This window comes from Kribbella sp. NPDC005582 (genome assembly GCF_040605415.1).
Taxonomy (GTDB): domain Bacteria; phylum Actinomycetota; class Actinomycetes; order Propionibacteriales; family Kribbellaceae; genus Kribbella.
Window position 1 is genome coordinate 577,391 of the sequence record NZ_JBEXCU010000003.1, and the last position, 23,811, is coordinate 601,201.

General features: G+C 68.5%; 24 protein-coding genes. 12 read left to right on the forward strand and 12 right to left on the reverse strand.

The window, feature by feature from the left end; all coding sequences use genetic code 11:
• Positions 1-170: 170 nt before the first annotated feature.
• Complete coding sequence (locus ABZS29_RS20445; RefSeq protein WP_355463836.1) at positions 171-1,361, reverse strand: ROK family transcriptional regulator; 1,191 nt, start codon at positions 1,359-1,361, stop codon at positions 171-173.
• A 155-nt stretch (positions 1,362-1,516) separates the two neighbouring features.
• On the opposite strand from ABZS29_RS20445, the gene ABZS29_RS20450 reads away from it, so the two are divergent.
• Genes ABZS29_RS20450 through ABZS29_RS20470 form a run of 5 tightly spaced genes read left to right on the forward strand, consistent with a single transcriptional unit; the run spans position 1,517 to position 9,251 of the window.
• Positions 1,517-3,184: an extracellular solute-binding protein gene (locus ABZS29_RS20450; RefSeq protein WP_355463837.1), complete on the forward strand. Its 1,668-nt coding sequence runs from the start codon at positions 1,517-1,519 to the stop codon at positions 3,182-3,184.
• Complete coding sequence (locus tag ABZS29_RS20455; RefSeq protein WP_355463838.1) at positions 3,168-4,130, forward strand: ABC transporter permease subunit; 963 nt, start codon at positions 3,168-3,170, stop codon at positions 4,128-4,130. The genes ABZS29_RS20450 and ABZS29_RS20455 overlap by 17 nt, the downstream gene beginning before the upstream one ends.
• Positions 4,127-5,095: a carbohydrate ABC transporter permease gene (locus ABZS29_RS20460; RefSeq protein WP_355463839.1), complete on the forward strand. Its 969-nt coding sequence runs from the start codon at positions 4,127-4,129 to the stop codon at positions 5,093-5,095. Before ABZS29_RS20455 ends, ABZS29_RS20460 begins: the two co-directional genes overlap by 4 nt.
• An 8-nt stretch (positions 5,096-5,103) precedes the next feature.
• The gene (locus ABZS29_RS20465) at positions 5,104-7,299 is read left to right on the forward strand and encodes a carbohydrate-binding protein (protein ID WP_355463840.1); all 2,196 of its coding nucleotides are present in this window, start codon (positions 5,104-5,106) and stop codon (positions 7,297-7,299) included.
• Positions 7,296-9,251 carry a beta-galactosidase gene (locus ABZS29_RS20470; protein ID WP_355463841.1) on the forward strand — a complete coding sequence of 652 codons (1,956 nt, stop codon included), beginning with the start codon at positions 7,296-7,298 and terminating at the stop codon, positions 9,249-9,251. The genes ABZS29_RS20465 and ABZS29_RS20470 overlap by 4 nt, the downstream gene beginning before the upstream one ends.
• Here the strand turns inward: ABZS29_RS20470 and ABZS29_RS20475 are convergent.
• Entirely contained in the window at positions 9,224-10,252 is a 1,029-nt protein-coding gene (locus tag ABZS29_RS20475; protein ID WP_355463842.1) for a LacI family DNA-binding transcriptional regulator, read from the reverse strand. The genes ABZS29_RS20470 and ABZS29_RS20475 overlap by 28 nt on opposite strands.
• 295 nt (positions 10,253-10,547) lie before the next feature.
• Here ABZS29_RS20475 and ABZS29_RS20480 point away from each other — a divergent pair, with 295 nt between their 5' ends.
• Positions 10,548-11,237 (forward strand): hypothetical protein, encoded by a 690-nt coding sequence (locus ABZS29_RS20480; protein ID WP_355463843.1) that lies wholly within the window; start codon positions 10,548-10,550, stop codon positions 11,235-11,237.
• Between the two features lie 58 nt (positions 11,238-11,295).
• Here ABZS29_RS20480 and ABZS29_RS20485 read toward each other — a convergent pair whose 3' ends face one another.
• Positions 11,296-11,550: a hypothetical protein gene (locus tag ABZS29_RS20485; protein ID WP_355463844.1), complete on the reverse strand. Its 255-nt coding sequence runs from the start codon at positions 11,548-11,550 to the stop codon at positions 11,296-11,298.
• Positions 11,551-11,634: 84 nt separating this feature from the next.
• Here ABZS29_RS20485 and ABZS29_RS20490 point away from each other — a divergent pair, with 84 nt between their 5' ends.
• From ABZS29_RS20490 to ABZS29_RS20500, 3 genes are all read left to right on the forward strand, one after another.
• The gene (locus ABZS29_RS20490) at positions 11,635-12,192 is read left to right on the forward strand and encodes a hypothetical protein (RefSeq protein WP_355463845.1); all 558 of its coding nucleotides are present in this window, start codon (positions 11,635-11,637) and stop codon (positions 12,190-12,192) included.
• A gap of 73 nt (positions 12,193-12,265) precedes the next feature.
• On the forward strand, positions 12,266-12,790 hold the full coding sequence (locus ABZS29_RS20495) for a hypothetical protein (protein ID WP_355463846.1): 525 nt from the start codon (positions 12,266-12,268) through the stop codon (positions 12,788-12,790).
• Entirely contained in the window at positions 12,747-14,027 is a 1,281-nt protein-coding gene (locus ABZS29_RS20500; RefSeq protein ID WP_355463847.1) for an APC family permease, read from the forward strand. The genes ABZS29_RS20495 and ABZS29_RS20500 overlap by 44 nt, the downstream gene beginning before the upstream one ends.
• 98 nt (positions 14,028-14,125) lie before the next feature.
• Here ABZS29_RS20500 and ABZS29_RS20505 read toward each other — a convergent pair whose 3' ends face one another.
• Both ABZS29_RS20505 and ABZS29_RS20510 read right to left on the reverse strand, forming a co-directional pair.
• On the reverse strand, positions 14,126-14,428 hold the full coding sequence (locus tag ABZS29_RS20505) for a hypothetical protein (protein ID WP_355463848.1): 303 nt from the start codon (positions 14,426-14,428) through the stop codon (positions 14,126-14,128).
• Positions 14,425-14,892, reverse strand: coding sequence for a hypothetical protein (locus tag ABZS29_RS20510; protein ID WP_355463849.1), 468 nt, complete (start codon positions 14,890-14,892; stop codon positions 14,425-14,427). The genes ABZS29_RS20505 and ABZS29_RS20510 overlap by 4 nt, the downstream gene beginning before the upstream one ends.
• A gap of 141 nt (positions 14,893-15,033) precedes the next feature.
• Here ABZS29_RS20510 and ABZS29_RS20515 point away from each other — a divergent pair, with 141 nt between their 5' ends.
• Positions 15,034-15,975 (forward strand): helix-turn-helix domain-containing protein, encoded by a 942-nt coding sequence (locus ABZS29_RS20515; protein WP_355463850.1) that lies wholly within the window; start codon positions 15,034-15,036, stop codon positions 15,973-15,975.
• Here the strand turns inward: ABZS29_RS20515 and ABZS29_RS20520 are convergent.
• From ABZS29_RS20520 to ABZS29_RS20545, 6 genes are read right to left on the reverse strand one after another with little or no spacing between them, the layout of a single operon-like run.
• Entirely contained in the window at positions 15,968-16,558 is a 591-nt protein-coding gene (locus tag ABZS29_RS20520) for a DedA family protein (protein ID WP_355463851.1), read from the reverse strand. The two genes, ABZS29_RS20515 and ABZS29_RS20520, sit on opposite strands and share 8 nt — an antisense overlap.
• The gene (locus ABZS29_RS20525) at positions 16,555-17,484 is read right to left on the reverse strand and encodes an acetamidase/formamidase family protein (RefSeq protein WP_355463852.1); all 930 of its coding nucleotides are present in this window, start codon (positions 17,482-17,484) and stop codon (positions 16,555-16,557) included. The genes ABZS29_RS20520 and ABZS29_RS20525 overlap by 4 nt, the downstream gene beginning before the upstream one ends.
• Entirely contained in the window at positions 17,481-17,789 is a 309-nt protein-coding gene (locus ABZS29_RS20530) for an NIPSNAP family protein (protein WP_355463853.1), read from the reverse strand. The genes ABZS29_RS20525 and ABZS29_RS20530 overlap by 4 nt, the downstream gene beginning before the upstream one ends.
• Before the next feature lie 2 nt (positions 17,790-17,791).
• Positions 17,792-18,271, reverse strand: a complete 480-nt coding sequence (locus tag ABZS29_RS20535) for a nuclear transport factor 2 family protein (RefSeq protein ID WP_355463854.1) — start codon at positions 18,269-18,271, stop codon at positions 17,792-17,794.
• Positions 18,268-19,770 carry a CocE/NonD family hydrolase gene (locus tag ABZS29_RS20540; RefSeq protein ID WP_355463855.1) on the reverse strand — a complete coding sequence of 501 codons (1,503 nt, stop codon included), beginning with the start codon at positions 19,768-19,770 and terminating at the stop codon, positions 18,268-18,270. The genes ABZS29_RS20535 and ABZS29_RS20540 overlap by 4 nt, the downstream gene beginning before the upstream one ends.
• A complete protein-coding gene (locus ABZS29_RS20545) occupies positions 19,767-20,840 on the reverse strand; it encodes an FAD-dependent oxidoreductase (protein WP_355463856.1) in 1,074 nt (357 codons plus the stop codon). Before ABZS29_RS20545 ends, ABZS29_RS20540 begins: the two co-directional genes overlap by 4 nt.
• A 105-nt stretch (positions 20,841-20,945) precedes the next feature.
• On the opposite strand from ABZS29_RS20545, the gene ABZS29_RS20550 reads away from it, so the two are divergent.
• Together ABZS29_RS20550 and ABZS29_RS20555 are read left to right on the forward strand one after the other, a co-directional pair.
• Positions 20,946-21,857, forward strand: coding sequence for a LysR family transcriptional regulator (locus ABZS29_RS20550; protein ID WP_355463857.1), 912 nt, complete (start codon positions 20,946-20,948; stop codon positions 21,855-21,857).
• A gap of 52 nt (positions 21,858-21,909) precedes the next feature.
• Positions 21,910-22,788: a MerR family transcriptional regulator gene (locus tag ABZS29_RS20555; RefSeq protein WP_355463858.1), complete on the forward strand. Its 879-nt coding sequence runs from the start codon at positions 21,910-21,912 to the stop codon at positions 22,786-22,788.
• A gap of 4 nt (positions 22,789-22,792) precedes the next feature.
• Here ABZS29_RS20555 and ABZS29_RS20560 read toward each other — a convergent pair whose 3' ends face one another.
• Positions 22,793-23,809: a DUF5914 domain-containing protein gene (locus ABZS29_RS20560; protein ID WP_355463859.1), complete on the reverse strand. Its 1,017-nt coding sequence runs from the start codon at positions 23,807-23,809 to the stop codon at positions 22,793-22,795.
• Positions 23,810-23,811: the final 2 nt, after the last annotated feature.

Below are 23,811 nucleotides of genomic sequence, written 5' to 3' on the forward strand. Positions count from 1 at the left end.
TCGTCTCCGGGCGTTCGGTGGCTACCGACGGCGACCGAAAGTCTACAGCGGGCTTTCGCGGCGGCGTCGAAGCGCTTCGACAGTTCTGGAAGGGTCGCACTCCACAGCGACCCGGTCAAGATCGGGCAGCGGTCGAGACGAAAGTTTTCGGCGAACGGTGCCGTCGGGGGTCAGCCGGGGATGCGCCCGGCGTCGAGCTGGTCCAACGAACGCGCGACGGCGCCGATGGCGGTGATGTCGTGACCCAGGGTCGACAGGGTGACGCTGCACCCACCGGCCCGTGGTGCGAGTGCTTGTTCGAGCAGCTCCTTCTCCACTCCCGGCAGCAGCCACTCGCCGAGCGTCGCGTAGTAGCCGCCGAGCACGATCAAGGCCGGATTGAGGACGTTGGCCAGCATCGCCACGCCCTGGCCGAGCCAGCTACCGGCCTCGAACAGCGCCTTCACCGTCTCACTGTCACCGGCTCCGGCTCGCGCGACGACCTGCTCGACTGCGAGCTGGAGATCATCGAGATCGGATTCGTCGTGCAACCGGCGTACCAGGGCGGGGATGCCGGCCAGGGCCTCGAGACAGCCGCGGCGGCCGCAACCGCACAGCGGTCCGTCCGGCGCGACCCGCAGGTGGCCGACCTCACCGACGTACCCGAGGTGGCCTTGCAAGGGGCGACCGTCGGAGATGATGCCCGCCCCAAGACCGGTGTCGCCGGAGATCTGGATCAGGTTGTTCGTGCCCGCGAAGGGGCCGTAGCGGTACTCGGCCAACGCGCTCAGGTTGGCGTCGTTGTCCACGCTCACCGGGAAGTCCGGGTTGCTCAGGGCGTCGAGCAGGCGCGACTTCAGCGGGAAGTCACGCCAGCCAAGACCGGCCGCCAGTACGACGGTGCCATCGCGGTCGACGAGACCGGGAACTCCGACGGTCAGGCCGAGGATCTGCCGGCCGGTGGCCGCGACGGTGCTCATCGCTCGCCGAGCCAATGCGCTCGTCGCGGTCAGCGTCTTGTCCGGACCGGCGCCCTGGCCGGGACCGGCACGATGCCAACGCAGGATCTGTCCGCCGGCGGCGTCGTACGCGATCGCGGTCAGGCCGCGGGCGCTGATCTCCATCCCGATCGCCGCGTACGCCGATCCGTCGAGCTCCAGCAGTGTTGCCGGACGACCGACCCGGTGCTGGGTCTGCTCGGTCTCCCGGACCAGCCGGCGCTCGATCAGGTCGCCGACGATGCTGGTGATGGTGGCCTTGTTCAGGCCGGTGCCACCGGCGATCGCGGCGCGTGAGCAGGGAGCGTTCGCCCGGAGGAATCCCAGCACCGCGGACAGATTGGTGGCCCGGACATCGCTGTAGTCGGCGGTGAGTGTGCTCAACGTGTGTCCGTTCGGGATCGAGGGGCTCGGTGTCGGTTCGGAGGGTGTTCAGTCTGGCATCTTGTCGAGGCCCGGCGCATCAACTACTTTGTTTGGCGTCAAGCCAAACTAACTCTAGCTCGGAACGTCCGTCGTTCCCAGTGGAAGGACTTACTGTGACCGGAACTGGAAGCAGCGGACCGAACCGCAGGAGTTTTCTCGCCCTCGTCGGGGCCGGTACCGCGGCGGTCGCCGCGGGCTCGTCACTGACTGCTTGTTCGGACGGCGGCGGTGGCGGATCGACCGCCGCCGGGCACGCCGAGGCGACCGGCAAGCTGTCCGGACTGCTGCCGAAGTACACCGCCTACGAAGGGGTGAAGCCCGATCTGCCTGGTGAGAACGGCGCCGACCCCGGATTCACCAAGTACCCGACGGACCTCCAGCGGGTGGTCCCGGAGCCGCCGGTCAAGAGCGGCCGCGAGGTGACCGCGATGACGCCGTTGTGGGCGCCGAGCCCGCCCGGTCTGGGCAGCAACTCCTACTACGCCGCCAACAACGAGCGGATCGGCGCTCCGGTTCGGTTCAACATCGTCAACGGGATCGACTACGGCGACAAGCTCGGCCCGCTGCTGGCGGCCGGCAACGTTCCGGAGCTGCTCTGCATCCCGGGCTGGAACATCGGCGGGCTGGCCCGCTTCGGCCAGGCCGTGGACAAGCTCTTCGAGGACCTGACCCCGCATCTGGCCGGTGACAAGGTCTCGCCGTACCCGATGCTCGCGAACCTGCCGACCGCGGCGTGGTCGTTCTCGGTCTGGAACGGACAGCTGAAGGCGGTCCCGTTCCCCGGCGGTGGCGCGCCCTGGGTGCTGTACTACCGCAAGGACCTGATGGACAAGGCCGGCGCGCAGCCGCCGAAGACGATCGCGGAGCTCGAGGCCCTCGGCAAGCAGCTGACCGATGCCAAGCGCAAGCAGTGGGCGTTCGGCGGGATCTCGGACGAGGTGATGCGGGCGTACGGCGTGCCGGCGAGCTGGCGGAAGGACTCGTCCGGCAAGCTGGTCAACCGGATCGAGACGCCGGAGTTCGAGGAGGCCGTCGCCTTCGTCCGCAAGACCTTCCAGTCCGGCTGGGTGCACCCGGAGGTGGTCGCGAACAACAGCGCCGACCAGAAGCCGCTGTTCGAAGGTGGTCAGGTCGTGATCCGCATGGACGGCACCGGCACCTGGGCCGAGACGCTGCAGCGGCAGGCCAACAACCCGTCGTTCAAGATGGCGGCGGTCGCGCCGTTCGCGCACGACGGCGGTACGCCGATCGTGTGGGGAGGTGACCCGGCCGGCATCTACACCTTCATGAAGAAGGGTCTGGCGCCGGACCGCATCGCCGAGTTGCTGGGAGTGCTCAACTACACGGCCTCGCCGTTCGGGACCCAGGAGAACCAGCTCTACAACTACGGTGTCGAGGGCAAGCACTACACCCGGCTGCCGTCCGGTGCGCCCAAGCTGACCCCGCTGGGCCAGAAGGAGATCGCGCCGACGTACCTGTTCCTCGGCGGCCGGCCGAACGCCATCACGCAGAGCGAGTACCCGGGCTACGTGGAGGCGATGAGCACCTGGGCGAACCTGGCCGCGAAGTACCGGGAGAAGAACCTGTTCGAGGGCATCCGGGTCGAGCAGCCGGCCAAGTACGCCGCGCTGGCCCAGCCGTTCGACGACAAGCTTCAGGACATCTACCGGGGCCGCCGCCCGATGAGCGACCTGAAGGTCGCGATCAAGGAGTGGCAGACCAAGGGTGGCGACGCCGGTCGCGACTTCTATGCGAAGGTGCTCAGTGACAACGGTCGCTGAGGCTCGCCGCCGGACCCGCCGCAGCAGCAAGTCGGGCGCCAACTGGCGGCAGCGGTTCCGCAAGGACTGGCCGCTGCTGCTGATGGTGTCGCCGGTGATCGTGCTGCTCGGGGTCTTCCACTACTTCCCGACCCTGGGCAACGTGATCGCGTTCCAGGACTACTCGCCGTACGCCGGGATCCGCGGCAGCGAGTGGATCGGGTTCGGCAACTTCGCCCGGCTGTTCGCCGAGCCGGAGTTCTGGTCGGCGATGGCCAACACGCTGACGATCACCGGCTTCCAGCTGGTGTTCTTCTTCCCGATCCCGATCTTCCTGGCGCTGCTGCTGAACAGCGTGCTCTCGGTGCGGGTGCGGACGCTCATCCAGGGCGTCGCTTACCTGCCGCACTTCTTCTCCTGGGTGCTGGTGGTCTCGCTGTTCCAGCAGATGCTGGGCGGCTCGGGCCTGCTCGCGCAGGCCCTGCGCACCCACGGGCACGGGGCGATCGACCTCATGACGAACCCGGACACCTTCCTGCTGCTGGTCACCTCGCAGGCGGTCTGGAAGGACGCCGGCTGGGGCATGATCGTGTTCCTCGCGGCGCTCAGCACGATCAACCCGGCGCTCTACGAGGCAGCGGCCGCCGACGGCGCCAACCGCTGGCGACGGCTGTGGCACATCACGCTGCCCGGCCTGCGCCCGGTCATCGTGCTCCTGCTGATCCTGCGGCTGGGCGACGCCCTGAGCGTCGGCTTCGAGCAGTTCATCCTGCAGCGATCCGCCGTCGGCGCCGAGGTGTCGGAGGTGCTGGACACGTTCGTGTACTACCAGGGCCTGCTGGTCGGCGACTTCGGGTACGGCGCTGCCGCCGGACTGTTCAAGGGAGTCGTCGGACTCGTGCTGATCCTGGTCGCCAATCGATTCGCTCACATGATGGGTGAGCAGGGGGTGTACTCCAAGTCATGACGTCGCAGAATCTGACGTTGCCCAGCCGGCTGACCCGCCGTCGCCGGGCCATCGTGGAGAAGAACGAGCGTCCGGCCTGGGAAGAGCCGCCGTCGGTTCCGGGCCGGATCAGCAAGGGCCTGATCCTCGGGCTCGTCGTACTGGCCGTGACCTTCCCCCTGTACGTCGTGGTCGTCACCAGCCTGTCGAGTACCGAAGCGGTCACCCGGGCCGGCGGTCTGGTGGTCGTTCCCCGCGAGCTGACCTTGTCGGCGTACGTGCAACTGCTGTCCGGGGGAGTGGTCACCAAGGCTCTCGTGGTCAGCATGGGCGTGACGGTGATCGGGACGGTGTTCAGTCTGGCGATCACGGTGCTGGCGGCGTACGGGCTGTCGCGGCCGGGGTCGTTGCTGCACCGGCCGCTGCTGTTCGTGGTGCTGCTGACCTTCCTGTTCGGGCCGGGCATCATCCCCAGCTACCTGCTGGTGAGCTCGTTCGGCCTGATCGACAGCTACGCCTCGCTGATCCTTCCGACGGCGATCTCGGCGTTCAACCTGATCGTGATGCGGTCGTTCTTCATGGGCATCCCGGGTGAGCTGATCGACAGCGCCCGGGTGGACGGCGCCGGTGAGTTCGGCATCCTGACCCGGATCGTGATGCCGCTGTCCAAGGCAGTGGTGGCGGTGGTCGGGCTGTTCTACGCCGTCAGCTACTGGAACGCGTTCTTCAACGCCTTGCTCTACCTCAACGACAACAACAAGTGGCCGCTGCAGCTCGTGCTGCGGACCTACATCGTGCAGGCGCAGCAGCTGCCGTCCGGTGCCGGCGGGATCGCGGCATCGCCCGGGATGAACCTGGCGCCCGCGCCGACACTGGCGATCAAGATGGCGATCGTCGTGATCGCGGTCCTGCCGGTGCTGCTCGCCTATCCGTTCATCCAGCGCCACTTCACCAAGGGCGTCATCATCGGCGCAGTCAAGGGGTAACCGGAACCATGGATCTGAAGCGAAGGAACTTCCTGGCGCTGAGCGCCGGAGCCGCCACCGTCGCTGCCGCCTCGACCCAGACCGCCGCCGCGACAACGGCCCATCGGGGCAACCGCTATCGCTGGCGCAACGTCGAGATCGTCGGCGGCGGGTTCGTCACCGGCATCATCCATCACCCGGCCCAGCGTGGTCTGGTCTACCTGCGGACCGACATCGGCGGTGCCGCTCGGCTGAACCAGCGCACGCAGCGCTGGGAGCAGTTGCTGAACTGGGTCGGGCTCGAGGAGTGGAGCCTGACCGGCGTCGAGAGTCTGGCGCTCGATCCCGCGGACCCGCGGCGGCTGTACCTTGCCGTCGGGACCTACACGAACGAGTGGTCCCCCATCAACGGGGCGATCCTGCGTTCGAGCGATCAGGGCCGAACGTTCGAACGTACGGATCTGCCCTTCAAACTCGGCGGCAACGAGCCCGGCCGGTCGATGGGCGAGCGCCTGGCCGTCGACCCGCGGGACGGCCGCGTGCTCTACTTCGGCACCCGCAACCAGGGCCTGTGGCGCAGCACCGATCGCGGCGTCACCTGGGCCCGGGTGGAGAGTTTCCCCGCCACCGGTACGGCGGGGATCGGGCTCGGCTTCGTGTTCTTCGATTCGCGCGGTGCGCGGCGCGGCCGCCCGACGCCGACGATCTATGTCGGTGTCGCGGACGGCACCGCGCCGCTGTACCGCAGTGACGACGCGGGTAAGACCTGGCAGCCGTTGGCGGGTCAGCCGACCGGTCTGCTGCCGCATCACGGCGAGCTCGGTCCGGACGGCAATCTTTATGTCACCTACGGCGACCGCCCCGGGCCGTACGAGATGTACGACGGCGCCGTGCACAAGCTGGACACCCGCACCGGAGTGTGGACCGACATCACGCCGCTGCGTCCGAACACCGGCGGTGAAGCCGGTTTCGGGTACGCCGGCCTGGCGATCGACCCGCGCAAGCCCGGGACCGTGATGGTCTCGACGATGAGCCGCTGGGGGCCGGTCGACGACATCTTCCGCTCGGTCGACGGCGGTACGACGTGGCACTCGATCGCCGAGCACATCGAGCTCGACGTCTCGGGAGCGCCGTACCTGACGTTCCATGAGGAGAAGGCCAAGCTGGGCTGGATGATCGGCGACATCTCGATCGATCCGTTCGACTCGGACAAGGTCATGTACGTCACGGGTGCGACAGTCTTCGGCACCGACGACGTGCGGAACGCCGAGCGGGGGCGCAGCACGCATTGGTCCGTCCGGGCGCAAGGGCTCGAAGAGACCGCGGTGCTGGACCTGATCAGCCCGCCGTGGGGACCGCCGTTGATCAGCGCGCTCGGCGACATCGGCGTCTACCGGCATGACCGGCTGGACGTCGTACCGGCTGATGGTCAGGCCGCCAACCCGGTCAGCGGTACGTCACCGAGCCTTGACTACGCCGCCCGTACGCCGGGCTTCGTCGTCCGGCTGGCGAATGACCAGGCGGGGAAGCGTGGCGCGATCTCGGTCGACGCCGGCAAGACGTGGGCGCCGTTCCCGGGGGAGCCCGCCGGGCTGACGCAGACCGGGAAGGTTGCCGTCAGCACCGATGCGCGGACGCTGCTGTGGGTTCCGGGCGATATCGTGCCGCACTTCTCGCGGGACCGGGGTGCGACCTGGGCACCGGTTGACGGGCTGCCGAAGGACGTCAGTGTGGTCGCGGACCGCGTGGACCCGTCGCTGTTCATCGCGGTTGCCGCGGCGACCGGGACGGCGTACCGGAGTGTCGACGGTGGGCGGACCTTCGGGCCGACGGCGACCGGCCTGGTGGTTTCGCAGGCCAAGCTGGAGACCGTGCTGGATCGCGCGGGTCATTGCTGGCTCGCCGGTGGGACGGGTGGGTTGTTCCGCTCGACCGACGGTGGCGTGACCTTCGAGCGGCTGCCGGGTGTCGCCGAGGCGCTGACGATCGGGTTCGGCAAGGCGCGTCCCGGGTGCTCGCACATGGCGGCGTACGCGTCGGCGAAGGTGGGCGGCCAGGCGGGCATCTACCGGTCCGACGACGCCGGCAGCACGTGGATCCGGATCAACGACGACCAGCACCAGTACGCCTCGACCAACGACGCGATCACTGGTGATCCGCGCGTCTTCGGCCGGGTGTTCGTCTCCACGAACGGACTGGGTATCCCTTACGGAGAGCCGTGGTGACCAAGCCCTTGTACTTCGGCGGCGACTACAACCCCGATCAGTGGTCGCCGTCGATCTGGAAGGAGGACGCCGAGCTGATGCAGTGGGCCGGGGTGAACCTGGCCACGGTCGGCGTCTTCTCCTGGTCCCAGCTCGAGCCCCGGCCCGGCCAGTACGAGTTCGGCTGGCTGGACACGGTGCTGGACCAGCTCGCCGATCACGGCGTCGGCGTGGACCTGGCGACGCCGACCGCGTCGCCGCCACCGTGGTTCAGCTTGCAGCACCCGGAGGCCCTCCCTGTCCGGGCCGACGGCACCAGGCTGACCCACGGCAGCCGGGACACGTACTGCGTCTGCTCCCCGGCTTACCGGGAGGCTGCGAAGCGGATCTGCGGCGTACTGGCTGATCGGTACGTCGACCATCCGGCGCTGACGATGTGGCATGTCCACAACGAATACGGGACCGTCTGTTACTGCGACCAGGCCGCAGCTTCCTTCCGGACCTGGCTCCAGCACCGGTACGGCGATCTGGACGCGCTCAATGCGGCGTGGACGACGGCGTTCTGGAGTCAGCGCTATTCGGACTGGGCCGAGGTGATGCCGCCGCGCGCGACGCAGTACCTGGTGAATCCGGCGCAGTTCGTCGACTACCGGCGGTTCTGGTCGGACGAGCTGCTCGCGGCGTTCAAGGAGCAGCAGTCGATCCTGCGAGCAGCCACGCCGGACATTCCGATCACGACCAACTTCGTCTTCGGCAACTGGGTGCCGGTCGACCACCACCGCTGGTCCGACGCGGTTGATCTTGTTGCCATCGACAACTATCCGTCCGGGACCGGGCTGGCGCCCGAGGAGCAGACGGCGTTCGCGGCCGACCAGGCCCGGGGCTGGGCCCGGCGCGGTGAGTGGCTGCTGATGGAACAGGCTCCGGGCGCGATCATCGACGGAGCGCGGCTGCGGACCAAGGAGCCGGGCCGGATGACCCGGATGAGCCTGTCCCACGTCGCCCGCGGATCGCGTGGTGCGCTGTTCTTCCAGTGGCGGGCCTCGGCGGGTGGATCCGAGCAGTTCCATCCCGGGATGGTGCCGCACGCCGGCCAGGAGTCCCGGCGCTTCCTGGAGATCTGCGAGCTCGGCGGACTCCTGGGGCGGCTGGGCGAGATCAGCGGCAGCCAGGTCGAGGCCGAGGTCGCGGTGCTCTGGGACGCCGAGGCGTGGTGGGCGATGCAGGGGACGCACCTGCCGTCGTCGGACCTCGACTACCTGGAAGCGGTTCAGTCCGCGCATCGCCAGTTGTGGCGGGCAGGGATCGGGGCCGACGTCATTCATCCGTCGGCCGACCTGACGCCGTACCGGGTGGTCGTCGTACCGTCGCTGTATTTGGTCGACCCGGCGCACGCGGCCGCGCTACGGGAATACGTGGCGTCCGGTGGACACGTGCTGGTGACGTATTTCAGCGGAATTGTGGACCCGAACTGCCGGGTGTTTCTCGGCGGCTATCCGGGCGCATTTCGCGAGCTGCTCGGAATCCGCGTCGAGGAGTTCTATCCGGTCGCCGAGACCGAGCTGGCCGACGCCGGGAGAGCCCGCTGGTGGAGCGAGCAGGTGGATCCGGAGGGCGCCGAAGTGGTGGATGTGTACGCCGCCGGGCCGCTGGCCGGTGCGCCGGCGATCACGCGGCACACCTTCGGCGGCGGTGAGGCCTGGTACGTCTCGACGCAGCTCGAGGATGCCGGCTACCAGCGACTCGTCGAGACGATCTGCCGACGGGCCGGGGTGCTGGTGCCCGAGTTGCCGGAGAGTGTCGAGGTGGTTCGCCGGCGGCAGGGCGACACCACCTGGACGTTCTTGCTGAACCACGGCATCGCCGAGGCCACGATCGAGATCGACGGGCACGACCTGGTCAGCGGACAGTCCGTCGAAGGTTCGCTGACCTTGAAGCCAGGGGATCAGGCGGTGGTGGAACGAACCGGCTGAGGTGCCGGACCGCTGCTCTCCCGAGCGGTCAGCTCCGCGGGGACCAAGGTCCCCGCGGGCGGCGCCAGTCCGTCCAGCTTCCCGATCAGCAGCTCAACCGCCTGCTGGCCGATCTGCTCGGCCGGGATCGCGACCGACGACAGTCGCGGACGCTGTCCTTCCGCGACGTCGTCGGCGCAGATCGCCAGCACGGACATGTCTTCGGGCACCCGGCGGCCGAGCTGGCGTAGTACGTCGAGCAACGGGCCGATGATCGGTTCGTTCTGAACCACCAGCCCGGTCAGCTCCGGCTCGTCGGCCAGGAGCTGCTCGACCGTCTCCAGAACCGCTTCGTGGGCTGCCTCGCACGGCGTTTCCAGACCGTGCACGCCGCGGCGGTCGACGCCGGCCCGGAAGCCTTCGCGCGTGCGCTGCGCGAATCCGGTCTGCCGTTCGTAGACGGCCGACGGCGTACCGAGCAGGGCGATCCGCTTGTGACCGAGGTCGGCGAGGTGGTCCACGCAGAGCTCGGCGGCGCCGACGAAGTCGAGGTCGATACAGGTCAGTCCTTCGGCGTCCAGCGGGAACCCGATCAAGATCGACGGGAGGTCGAGCGCTCGCAGCAGCGGCACCCGCTCGTCGTACAGCTCGATGTCCATCACCACGACGGCATCGACGAGCGCGCTCTGCTGTACCCGCTCCAGACCGGTCGCGCCCTCGTCGGCGGTGAGCAGCAGGACGTCGTGGTCGTACCGGCGGGCCGTCGTCACGACCGCGGTCGCGAACTGCATCATCACCGGCACGTGCATGCCGGCGCGGAGCGGGATCACCAATGCCAGTACGTTGGACCGGCTGGAGGCCAGGGCGCGGGCGCTCGCGTTCGGCCGGTAGCCGAGGGCGTCGACGCTGGCGTGAACCCGCTGGCGTGTCTCGGCGGAGATCGACCGCTTCCCACTGAGAACATAGGAGACGGTACTGGCCGCGACCCCGGCATGCCGAGCGACGTCGCCGATGGTGACCATGGGGCCCTACCTCCGGGTCGGAGTTGACAGTCGAAGCGCTTCGACAGTACCACTCTGGTGACTTCCGCCGCCGCCGTCAAGATCTCAACCAATCCAGACATTGACCCGGCGGTGTTCGCATTGCATAGTGATGGCGTTCCGCAGTAATGGTTCAAGTACTCTCAGTCGAATTCGAATCGAATTCGACGCGATTGATCCCTGGAGTCGGCGGCGGGTTGTCCCGCCCTTTTTTCACCCCTTTATCGAAGCGCTTCGATTTCGCCGCTGACGCCCACTCCGAGAAGGGAACACCCTCATGAAGACTCTCAAACCGGTCGTGGCGCTGGTGACGCTGCTGGCCGCTCTGTTCGGCGCCGCGCTGCCGGCCCACGCGGCCACCTGGTCGTCGAGTGACAAGTGGGGCGAGTGGTCGAGCGGCGGCTACACGGTCCGCAACGACGTCTGGGGCAGTGGTGCCGGCCCGCAGACGATCTGGGCCAACTCCGGCAGCAACTTCGGCGTCTGGGCCAATCACCCGAACACCGGCGGCGTGAAGGCCTACCCGCACTCCGCTCGCGTCGTCAACAAGCGGATCAGCTCGCTCGGCAGCCTGACCAGCAACTTCAACGTGTCCCGGCCCGGCAGTGGCGCGTACTGCACCTGCTACGACATCTGGGCCGACGGCCACAACTTCGAAATCATGATCTGGATGAACAAGACGGGTGCGGTCGGCCCGATCGGCAGCAAGCAGACCAACGCGTCCGTCGGCGGCCACAACTTCGACGTCCACAAGGGTTCGAACGGTTCGAACCAGGTCTTCTCGTTCGTCCGGACCAGCAACACCAACTCCGGCTCGGTCGACGTCAAGGCCATCCTGAACTGGATCCGGTCGAAGGGCTGGATGGGCGACGTCACCGTGACCGACGTCCAGTTCGGCTACGAGATCACCTCGTCCAGCGGTGGCCTCAACTTCACCACGAACAGCTACTCGGTCAGCTTCTCCTGACCGCCTGACCCGACGGGGTGCTGCCGATGGCAGCGCCCCGTCGACCTGTTTCTCCTGTTCAGAGCGTGGCGCTGCCGCGGATCCAGTGCGCGCGCAACGCGTCGCGGGCGGCCTGCACCTGCTTGCGGGCGGCAACATCCGGGACCTCGAAGTCCTCGATCAACCGGGTCAGCGCCAGCTCCAATGCGGCCACCATCGCGTCTTCCTCGGACAACTCGGTCTCGGCGACCGAGCGCAGACCGGCCGCGAGCGCGGTCAGGCCGAGTCGCTCGTGCTCGCTGAGCCCGAGCGTGATCTCGGTGCGGTTGTCCATGGCGCTCCTCGGTTCGCTTGGTACAGTCATGGTGCCGTGCAACGACCGTGTTGCACAAGATGCGCAACTGGGAGGACCGGTCCGATGGCGGCGGTGGTGGACGAGGCGGTGCGGTCGGCGACCATCGACGTACTGGCCGAGCATGGGTGGTCCGGTGTCACGCTGGAGCGGGTCGCTGAGAAGGCCGGTCGCTCCCGGGTCACGCTCTGGCGGCAGGGACTCACCGTCGAACTGCTGCTGAACTCGCTGCTGGACGCCCTGGCCGAGGACTACCGCGAAACGATGTGGCCGGTGCTGGCCGGATCGGGGACCGGCCGTGAAGGCCTGGTCCGGACGCTGGAGGCCTTGTTCGACGTGATCGACCGGCATCTGCCGTTGATGCTCTCGTCGGATCTGGTCTTCCACCAGGAGCAGGCCCGCAATGGGTCGGTGTCGTTTCTCGACCCGTTCGAGCGGTTCCTTCGCGAGGGTGAGGCCGACGGGACGCTGCACCCGCACGGCCGGATCAGCGATGTCGCCGAGGTGCTGATGGTCTCGGCGGCGTTTACCTACGTGCACATGCGCGGGCGTCACCACTGGTCCCGTGCGCGGGTCCGCCGGCTGACCCTGGATCTGGTGCTCCGCGGAGTGGTCCAGCTCTGATGCAACATGACCGTTGCAATTCCTGCAACGGTCATGTTTCACTGGCGGAGATCAGATCCCAGGAGGCACCGCCATGACCCTTCCGTACGCCGAACCGCTGGTCCGCCGCGATCCGCAGCAGCGAGTGATCCCTGAGCCACCGCGGGTCGGTGAGCCCGGCGGCGATCCGTGCGGCCTGTGCGACTGGCTGAAGAACTACGAGCAGTCGGAGCACCGGCCGCCGCTGTGGGTCAACGACGACTGGGCCCTGATCCGGGGCACCGGAATCACCATTCCCGGCATCGTCTGGCTGGCTGCCCGTGACCACTACGATTCGTTCGCCGATCTGCCCGACCGGCTGGCGATGAGCTATGGGCCGGTGGTCGCGCGGGTCGAGCGTGCGATCCTCGGGCTCGGGGACATCGCCCGCGTGCACGTCTACCGCTGGGGCGACGGCAACGCGCACTTCCACGTGTGGTTCTACCCCAGGCCGCTGGGCATGCTCGAAGCCCGGCGCGAGATGCTTCCGTTGTGGGCAGAGTTGCTGCCCGAAGCGCCCGAGGAGGCAGTGATCGATGCCGAGCGGAAGATCGCCGCGGCGATGGCGGCGGGCGACTGAGGTGCCCACCTCGCAACCGGGGCTGGCCCGCCGGCTCGGCCTGACCGACGCCGTCGCGATCGGCATCGGTTCGATGGTCGGCGCCGGCGTGTTCGCGGTCTGGCAGCCTGCCGCGCAGGCGGCCGGATCGGGCCTGCTGATCGGGCTGCTGATCGCCGCGATCGTTGCCTACTGCAACGCCGCGTCCTCGGCCCAGCTCGCGGCGGTCTACCCGGTTGCCGGCGGCACCTATGTCTACGGCCGCGAACGGCTGGGCGAGTGGTGGGGATTCGCCGCCGGCTGGTGCTTCGTCATCGGCAAGACCGCCTCCTGCGCCGCGATGGCGCTGACCTTCGCGACGTACGCCGTACCCGTGGACGGGTGGGCGCGGAAGCTCGTCGCGCTGCTGGCCGTCGTCGCCCTCGCGGCGGTCAATTACCGCGGGGTGACTCGGACCGCCCGATTGACGAAGATCCTCGTCGCTTGTTCGTTGCTGGTGCTGACGGTCGTGGTCGTCGTGCTCGGTACCGGGGACGCGTCACGCGACGTACCGGCTGTCACGGATACGTCGGTGCACGGCGTCCTGCAGGCGGCCGGGTTGTTGTTCTTCGCGTTCGCCGGGTACGCGCGGATCGCGACGATGGGGGAGGAGGTGCGCGAGCCCGAGCGCACCATCCCGCGCGCCATCACGCTCGCACTCGGCATCGCCATCGTCATCTACCTGCTCGTCGCCCTGACACTCCTGCGCGTCGTCGACCCGGCAGCCAGTGCCGCGCCCCTCGCTGCCGCAGTCGACGCCGCCGGCTCCCCCTGGGCGGCTCCCGTAGTCCGCGTCGGCGCAACTCTCGCCAGTCTCGGCGCCCTCCTGGCGCTCATCACCGGCATCGGCCGCACGACGCTGGCGATGGCCCGCAACCGCGATCTCCCGAGCTGGCTCGCCGCCGTCCACCCGCGCTACCAAGTCCCGCACCGCGCCGAAGTCGTCCTCGCCATCGTCGTCGGTGCCCTAGTCATCACCACCGACCTCCGCGGCGTCATCGGCTTCTCCTCGTTCGGCGTGCTCCTCTACTACGCCATCGCCAACGCCTCGGCGTTCACCCAACCCACCAACCACCGCCGCTGGCCCCGAGCAGTCAACGTCATCGGCCTCTTGGGTTGCCTCACCCTCGCCTTCACCCTCCCCTGGCGCTCCGCCGCCGCAGCCGCCGTACTGCTCGCCTTGGCGCTCCTAGCCCGCAAACTCAAACCCGCGACGTAGCCCGCCAAGCCACTTTGAGCACCCCTCGACCATCCGCCCGGCCGCACGGCGGTCGATCCGTGCTCAAGGTGCAGCGGCCACGCCGCGTTGAGCACCCATCAACCACCGCCGCGGACGCCGTACGACTGATCGGTGCTCAAGGTGAGTGGCGGCTGCCTGTGAAGGGCTCGCGCGGCGAGGAGCCCGCCGATGCCGGGGACGAGGGAGAGCAGCCAGATCCGGTGCCGGCCGTTCATGGCCAGTACGGCGATGATCACGGTGCTGGTGTAGGCGAGCCCGTGGATCGGGCCGAGGGTGGCGGAGATCGTCGGGTGATGGACGGTCGCCAGGTTCGCGAGCATGGGGATCAGCGTGGCCAGCTCGAGGGTGCCGAGGAGGTGCAGGAGGCGGCGGAGGTTCACAGTCCGACTCCGGTGGTCGAGCCGGGACGGTAGATCATCAGTACGACGACGATCGCCCAGAGCAGGTTGAAGATTCCGGTCTGCATGCCCAGCCGCCGGGTGGCCGAGGTGGTGTCGTGCTGCTGGTCGAGCTCGGCGAGCAGGAGGCGTTGGCCGGGCAGGATCAATCCGATCAGTACGGCGGCGGCACCCGCGGTGAGGATCATCGACACGATCAGCCAGATGTCGCCGAGGACCCCGAGACGGGCGCCGGTGGCGAGCCCGAAGACCGGGACGAAGATCGCGATCACGCTGTAGACGCGGGTGATGCGGTGCAGCACGTGGACGGTTGCGGTTTTGCGGGCGTCCCCAGGGTTCTCCCGCGCGGCGCGGGCTGCGGGTGGATACATGCTGGCCGCGATCGCCACCGGGCCGACGGCAAGGATCGCGGCGAGGACATGGACCGAGAGGAGAAAGGCCGTCATGCGCTGAGGAGTCCTTTGTGCGGAGATGGTTGCCTGGACATCTTCGACCGCACTCCGCCTGGACGCCATTGGCAATCACGACATAAAACGCCTGGATCTGGCCATATATCCTGACACGGCAGCAGCGTCTATTCTGGGTCGATGCAGCTGGTGGCCGTGCTTGCGCTGGAAGATGTGATCGCCTTCGATCTGGCCACGCCCGTGGAGCTGTTCGGGCGCGTGCGGTTGCCGGACGGGCGCCCGGGATACCGCGTGGTCGTCGCCGGTGAAGAGTCGGTGGGCGCCGGCCCGCTGCGGATCACGCCCGGCGCCGGCCTCGACGTCCTCGAGCGCGCCGACCTGATCGTCGTACCGGGTCGTCACGATCCGACGGCGCCGACCGCACCGGAGGTGTTGACCGCCCTGCGCGCCGCGGCCGAGCGCGGGACGCGGATCGCTTCGATCTGCGTGGGTGCGTTCACCTTGGCCGAGGCCGGCCTGCTCGACGGCAAGACCGCGACCACGCACTGGCTCGGCACCGACCAGCTCGCGCGGGACTATCCGGCGGTGCGGGTCGATCCCGATGTGCTGTACATCGACAGCGGCTCGATCCTGACCTCGGCCGGTGCCTCCGCGGGACTCGACCTCTGCCTGCATGTGATCGAGGGCGACTACGGCGTCGCGGTCGCGGCGGCTTCCGCTCGGATCGCCGTCGCGCCATTGCATCGCACCGGCGGCCAAGCGCAGTACATCCTCCGCAACCGCCCAACTCACCAGACTGCGAACCTCGAACGCGTTCTGGAGTGGATCGAGGAGAACGCCCATCGTCGGCTGACCCTCGCCGACATCGGTGCAGCGGCGGGCATGAGCGTCCGGACCCTCGCGCGGCGGTTCACCGAAGAGACCGGGCAGAGCCCGATCCAGTGGCTGACCGGCGTCCGCATCCGGCACGCGCAGGAGCTGCTCGAGACCACCGACCACACTGTCGACCGGATCGCCGACCAGGTCGGCTTCCCGACCACCAGCAACTTCCGCACCCTGTTCGCGCAGACGGTCGGCGTCACGCCGGGCGCCTACCGCCGTACCTTCCGTCCAGTCAGTTGACTCGTAGCCGGCGAATCGCTTCGGTCACTGCGGTGACCAGCAACGCCACCCCAATGCCGACCGCGATCGCGAGCAGGGTGTTGTCGCGGAAGACCACGCCGCCGAGGTAGCCGGTGAGGGCGGTGTACGCGCTCCAGCTGCTGGTCGCCAGCGCGACGAAGACGACGTACTTGGCCAGCGGATAACGCACGAGGCCGGTGGACAGAGTGGCCAGGTAGCGGCCGACGGGGATGAAGCGCGTGGTGACGAGGATGAAGCCGCCGCGAGCATCGAGCTCACGCGCGAACCAATCGTGAGCCTTTCGGCGTTTGCTTCCCGGTGGAAGTCGTTGGAGCACTCGCTCGCCGACCAGGCGTCCGATCGTGTACGGGACCAGGTCGCCGAGAAAGGCGCCGAGCGTCGTGGCCGCGATCACGAGCACGATGTCGGTCTGCCCGGTGGCGGCGTACACACCGGCGACGATCACGACGGCTTCGCTCGGGATCAGCGGCAGGAACGAGTCGAGGAACGACACTGCCACCAGTACGGCGTACAGCCAGGGCGAGGTGATGAGTGACTCGGCCAGCTCGACCCAGTCGATCATGCGCGTTCCCGGCGGACTGCGTCGTGGGGGAGTACGGCGTGCACGCCCCAGGTCTCGCAGACCACCTGAGTGATGCGGAGGTCGACGACCGAGCTGGCCAGCGCGAGTGCAGTGGTCTTGTCGAGGCCGAACAGCGACTGCATCCAGACCAGCATGGCGTCCAGCGCGTTCGCCATCGCCACATTCAGGTCCTCGTCGAAGCCGAAGGTGATCCGCCCTTCCGGCGTTTCCGCGTGGATTCCGGCGACCGGGGCATCCGGGAGGAGCGTCAGCGTCACCTCGGTCGTCGTCGGACACTCGATCGCCGTACTCGCCACTTCGCCGTTGCCCTGGGCTGCATGGCCGTCACCCAGATGCAGCATCGCGCCGGGCACGGTCACCGGTAGGTAGAGCGTCGAACCGGCGACCAGGTCGCGACAGTCCATGTTCCCGCCGCTGTCGGCCCGTGGCGGCATCGTGGGATACGCGCCCGGTTCAGCCGGCGGTACGCCGATGACGCCGAGAAAGGGAGCCGTGTCGACAGTGTGGCCGAGCTGATTGGTTGCGGTCTGGTCGCCGATCTCCCACAGCAGCCAGGCGGCCGGGCCGGTGGCGACGCCGAGACGCTGCATGAGTGGCGTGTCCTTCACCCCGGCGAGTGTCCAGCCCCAGTTGCCGACTTCGATCGACTCGAAGTGCACTGCGAGCACCATGCCCGGCTCAGCGCCACGGACCGCGATCGGGCCGGTCAAGCAATGGCCCGGTCGACCTTCGAACATCCGCGGTGCTGCCTCGCCAGGCACGCGTTGCGGCTGCAGATAGCCGGCAGCGTCCAGCGCGCCGACCACCACCGAGTCGCCGGGGTCCACGGTCAGAACCGCCGCCGTACGTCGATCGAACACGTTGATCACGGTCTCCGGCGTGGCGTGCAGTTCGTGCCTGCTCATCGGAATCCCGCGGTGGGTTGCAACCGCAGTGTGGCGGCCGGCCCGTCGGACAGCGCGGCGACGGTCGTGATCATGGCGTCGCAGCGCGGATCCCGATGGACGGCCTCGAGGATGTGTTCACGATCGGCCGCGTCCTCGAAGCGCCGGATCCAGACGAAGGTGTCAGGGTCATCGATCGCGGTGAATGCGCCGACGACCTGCATCCCTAGCTCCTGATGCAGCGGGATGACGGTCTCGTCGAGATAGCGGGCCAGTTCGGTCCCTGCGCCGGTGCGCGCGTGCTCGGTGCGGATTTCGTAGAACATCGTCATTTCTCCTTGGCAGACTGAAGTTCGGCCGCGAGCTGGTAGACGTCCGGCGAGCCTTCCCAGGGCGCGCTGCGGATCACCGCCCACCGATGGATCAGCCAGCGCCCGGCGACCCGCTGAAGCGTGAGCCGCCAGTAGCCGCGCATCGTGCAGTGGTCGATGACGCCGGGGTCGGCCGGAACGTGGTGGTAGGCAACCATGTGCGTGCGGCACTCGGCGGTGTCGCCGACCAGATGCACGGCCAGGTTGGTGGCGGCGTGATGGGTGCAGTCGAAGCCTGCGAGCGTTGAGCGGGCGAGCCGCACCAACTCGTCGGCCGGCGTGGTCCGCGGTGGTTGGCCGAAGTGATGGGTGGACAGGTCGAGCTCCACGGAGTCGGCGAAGAGTTGCCGCAGAGCGGCCCAGTCCTGGTCGTCCTGGGCGTGTGCGAGGGCGGCAACCACGTCGGCAATGGCTATGCGGTCGGTCAGATCGCTCATGCGCGCTCGATCAACGGCAGGTCCAGGCGGCTCGGATGCGCCGGTCCGTGGTGGACCTGAATGACGGCACTGGTGGGACTGCGGTCGTAACGCGGGAAGCAACTCGACGAGACCTCGAGCCGGATGCGATGTCCGGGCCGGAAGACATTTGCGGTCACGCCCACGTCGATGGTCAGCTGATAGACCTCACCCGGTTCGCGGTGGCGAGTGCGTTGGATGCCCTCGCACAACACGATGGCCTTGCCGTCCGGATGTACGTCGACCAGCTTGCCGGTGAAGTCAGTGTCCGACGCAGATGAGGAGACGTGCAGCACGAGTGTGACCTCGCCAGTCACCTCAACCGGGTGCTCCAGAACGTCGGTGCTGAAGCAGAGCACGTCATCACGCGCCTCGACGGCCGACTGATCGGCCGGACCGGCGGATGCGCCGAGCACTGTTCCTCCGGCACTGGGCACCGGCTGCTCCGGATCGTAGCGATAGGTGCTCACGGCATCGACCTCTGCCGCTTCCCGCGTCAGCACGCCGTTGCCTGCCAGGAAGAACCCGGTACGGCGGGTATCCGGCAACGGCCAGTCCAGCTCGTCGCGCCACTCGTCGATCCCCATCACGAAGATCCGGACGCGGTGCGGTTCCTCCGGACGATCGGTCCGGCCGCGCACCCAACGGTCGAAGAACCGCAGGTGCTCGTCGGTGATACCGGCGGCCTTGATACTGCTCGCCGGTCCGAACGATCGATCGGCGAAGGTGCCCAGATCCATACCGTCCGCGTGGGCCCAGGGGCCGATCAGCAGTCGCTGGCCATCACGGGCCGCGGCGCTTCCACCGTGCTGTCGCATCATCGCGTACGACCGCACAGTCTCGCGGATGAAGACGTCGTACCAGCCGCCGACCTGCAAGGCCGGGACGGTGATGCGGTCGTAGTCATCGCTCGCGGAGATCGCCTGCCAGAAGCTGTCGCGTTCTGGGTGCGCTCCGACGGTGTCGACCCAACCGGGGAAGCGCGCACCCCACGTCAGTACGGCGTCCTCCGACAGCGCACCGCTGGGGGACCGCCACGGAGCGGCGTACGGATCGGCGGAGCTCATCGTCGGTGCGATCGCGCGCAATGCGACGGGGGCGTGCGGAGCAGCCAGCCACTGGCTGAAGCCCATGTACGAGCCGCCCCACATGCCGACCGAGCCGTCGCACCACGGCTGCGCGGTCAGCCAGGCGAGTGTGTCGAGCGTGTCCGCGGCTTCATGGACATGCGGTTCAAAGAGACCCGATGACCGCGAGGTCCCGCGAACGTCCTGCGCGACGACGACGTAGCCGGCGGCCACGAGCTCGAACACGTCCGGCAGTTTCGGGTTCCCGTACAGCTCAGCGTCGTCCTTCCCATAGGGAGTGCGCAGCAGCAGCGCCGGGAACGGCCCAGGTCCGTCCGGTCGCCACAGATTGGTGGCGAGCGCGATGCCGTCCCGCATCGGCACCAGTACGTCGACCTCCACGCTGAAAGTCACTGGGTGATCATCCAATGCGTGAATGCGGCGTAGGTGCGCGCGAACTCCTCCGGCGTGGGTGCGTGTTCGACGGCCGCGGACAGTCGCGCCACGTCGGCGTACCGGGGGAGTTGGCTCGCCTCATAAGCAGCGAGGGCTTCGGGTACGTCGCCGCCCGGCACGAGCAGCCGACCGAGCAGCGCGGCGTCCTCGATGCCGAGCGTGGCGCCGGCCGTGATGTGCGGCGACATCGCGTGCGCCGAATCCCCAGCCAGTACGACGCGCTCGGAGACCCAGCGCGGCAGCGGCGGAACGAGCATGATCTGGTTGTGCAGGATGAGCTCGTCGGGCGTCGCGGCGATCAGGTCGGTGAGGATTCCCTTGTCCAGGAAGGCCGCTCGGTCCAGAGCTTGTTGCTTACGGCTACCAGTGAGCGGCGGCGAGTTGAACTGGTTCACCAGCCAATAGACGGCACCGTCGTAGTTCAGCAGGTAGCCGCCCCGGGTGCCGTGGGTGCCCAGCAGCAACCGGTTCTCGGACAGCTCGATGCCGGAAGGCGGTATGACCGCCCGCCAGGCGTGGTGACCGGCATGTTCCTGCGCAGCGCTGCCTGGCACCAACTGAGCACGCACCGCGGAATAGGTGCCGTCGGCGCCAATCAGTACGTCGGCCGCCGCGCTGCTGCCGTCAGTGAGCCGCACGGTGACGTGGTCCGGGTGTTCGTCGTACCCGGCGAAGCCGGTGCCGAGCCGGATGTTCTCCCGGCCGACCGCATCGGCCAGCAGATCGTTGAGCTCCGACCGCGGCACGAGCACGAACTGGTGGTCCTCGACACCGAACTCCGGCGGATCGAGGCGCTTCCCGGCCGGGTCGTGGAAGTACATCGCGCTGGGTTTGCCGATGGCCCGGATCCGGTCCCCGATGCCGAGTTCGTCGAACACGGCCAGCGCGTTCGCCCACAAGCCGAGCGAGGCGCCGGCGGCCCGGATCTCCGGCGCGTGCTCATAGATCGTCACCTCCACGCCGGCCCGGCGAAGCGCCAGCCCGGTGGTCAAACCCACGATTCCGGCCCCGATCACAACAGCCTGCATGTCGTCCTCCTGCTTCACGGTCAGTGATTTCGAGGCTAGGAAGCGGGCCGGGTTAACACCAGTGCAATGTCGGTAGCCCAGGATTTCGAATGTGATAATCGGGGGATGGACTACGTCGATCTGAACCTGATCGAGGCGCTGGACGCGTTGCTGGCCGAGAACAGCGTGACCAAGGCGGCCGAGCGGCTGCACACCTCACCGCCGGCGATGAGCCGCGCGCTGGCCCGGTTACGGCGTACGTTCGACGACCCGTTGCTGGTCCGGGCCGGGCGTGATCTGGTGCCGACCCCGCGGGCGCTCGAGTTGCGGAGTGAGGTGCATGCCATCGCCGATCGGGCGCGGGCCTTGTTCGCGCCGTCGAACGCTGCCGATCCGCGGACCGCCGTACGGATGTTCGACCTGCAGGTCAGCGACATGCTGTCCACGACGTTCGTCCCGGCTCTGCTGGACGACCTGCGCGTTCAGGCGCCGGGGATCTCGCTGCGGCTCCGGCCCGAGAGCCTCAAGGACACCAAGCCGCTGCGCGAAGGACTGGTGGACCTGGAGATCGGGACCATCCGGTCCGGCGATCCGGAGATCCACTCGGAAACGCTGGCCACGGAAACGCTGGTCGGCGTGGTCCGGCCCGAGCATCCGCTGGCGAAACTCAAGACCGTCACCGCTCGGCGGTTCGCGGCCGCCGACCACATCGTCATGTCCCGGCGCGGCGAGGCGCACGGACCGATCGACGACCAGCTCGCCGGCCTCGGTCTGCGGCGGCGGATCGTCGCCGTCGTCCCGAGCTTCGGTACGGCGCTCTTCCTGGCCCGGGAAACCGATGCCGTCTGTGTCGCGCCGGCCAGGCTCGGCCGGCACATGCTCGAGACCCTCGGCCTGCGCACCTTCACGATTCCGCTCGTGCTGCCGACGGTCACGCTCGGCTGCGCCTGGCACCCGCGCAACCATCACGACCGCACCCACCGCCTGCTCAGGGACCGCACCCGCCACATCATGGCCACCCTGACCGCCGGTCCCTGAGGTGACTGATGCACAACTTCCGAATACATTTCGGACTTGTCATGATAGGGGTATGGATCGTCACAACCTTCCGGAGCTCGAGGTCTCGCGGTTGGTCTGGCCGGTAGGCCGGGTCTCCGAGATGCTCGGCATCCCGGCCGTGACGTTGCGCAGCTGGGAGCGCCGGTACGGCGTGGGCCCGTCCGAGCGCAGCGCCGGTCAGCACCGGCGCTACTCGCAGGACGACGTCGATCGGCTGCGCCGGATGCAGCTGCTGATCGGGCAGGGTACGTCGGCGGTGGACGCCGCGCGGTTGAGCCGGTCCAGACGTTCCGGCACCGGCGCCGAACCGACGGTCGATGCGCTGCTGACGGCGGCCGAGTCCTTCCGCTTGGCGGAGGTCGAGGAGCTGCTCGACAAGTCGTTCGCGAGCGGAGGCGCGAGTGGCACCTGGAACGAGCTGGTGAGTCCGGCCTATCGGCGGCTGGGCCGCCGATTCGACGAGTTCGCCGACTGCACGGATCTCGAGATCATGCTCGCCGGCGCGGTCGAGAAGGCGGTCGAGCGCTATGTGAGCGGCCGGGAGTTGCGCAGGGAAGGCAACGATCCCGTCCTGCTGGTGTGCTGTCCGGGGGAGCGGCACACGCTGCCGATGACCATGTTGCAGGCGGTCCTGCTCGAGCGCTCACAACCTGCGTTGCTGCTCGGGCCGGACGCGAACCAACCGGCGGTTGTCGCGGCCGCTGAGCGGGCCGCGCCCAGCACGGTCGTGTTGTGGGCGCTGCGCCGGCAACCTGGGCAGGCCGACCTTCGCCGCCAACTGCTGAGGCTCGGCTACGAGGTCGAAGCGGCCGGCCCCGGCTGGACGCGATCGCTGCGGACGTTGTCGGAGTTCTCGGAGGCAGCCGAGGTGCTGACCACTCGTCGTCCCGTGGCCCAAGCCCGCAGCTGACGGTTCAGCGACCCTGGCTGCGCAGGGCGTACCGGCGCTCGGCGTACGCGAGGTCGTCACGCCACAGCCGCTTGGCCGACCACTGCACGGCAGGCCGGAGCAGCGGCGCGGCTCTCCGCGCCAGCTGGAATCCCGGTCGCTCCGAAGCCGCGACGGTCGCCTCGATGACCGCCGTACGGGGGAGGCCGTCTGGTCCTGCTCCCAATGGCGTCGCATGGGTCTCGACGACGCTGCCTTCGCCTTCACCTTCCAGGATTCGCATCACCACGGTCCGCGGCCCAGGACAGGTGAACTCCGCCCGCACCGGTACGCCGAGCGGCCCGCCGAGGCGGAACGTGACATCGACGATGAACCGGTCATCGGCGGGATCGCCGGTGTCCTCGGGAACCTGCAGCACCTCGAGATCGGAGAACGAGTACGGGTGGAACCACGCGCCGTGCCAGGGATCGAGGCGGTTGGCGATGATGTCGATCGGTTCACAGCGCCCGATCATCGTGGCGACCGCGTCGAGACGGTGCGCATCGGGGCGCACCGGCACCGGCGGCAACTCGGTGGGATTTTCGCGGCCGACCCGGTCGAGCCGCACCCAGCACAGGACACCGTCGTCGTGGCTCGGATAGGTCAGCCAGCCGTTGCGATCATCGTCCGCGCCGACGGCCAGGCCGTGCCAGCGACAGACCAGCCGATCACCCTCGATCGCGCCCAGCGCCAGCGGTGCGCCCAGATGCGGGCACGCACCCGGGCCGATGCAGAGGCTGCCGTCGGACCGGCGCCAGGCGACCAGTTCGACTCCGGCGACCTCGAGCCCGATCGGTTTGCGCGTGCTGATCTCACGGCTCGCGGCGATCGCGAACCAGTTCCCCGACGGGCGGCTGCCGGCTCGCTTGACGGCCGCCTCGATCAGCGCGGGCGATGCGTCCCGGTACGTCGGTTCCTGCCGCGACCACGGTGGTTTCGGCACCCACTGCACCGGCCACGAGGCCGGCCACCGCCGGCCGAGCAGACTGTCGGACTTGGTCATGA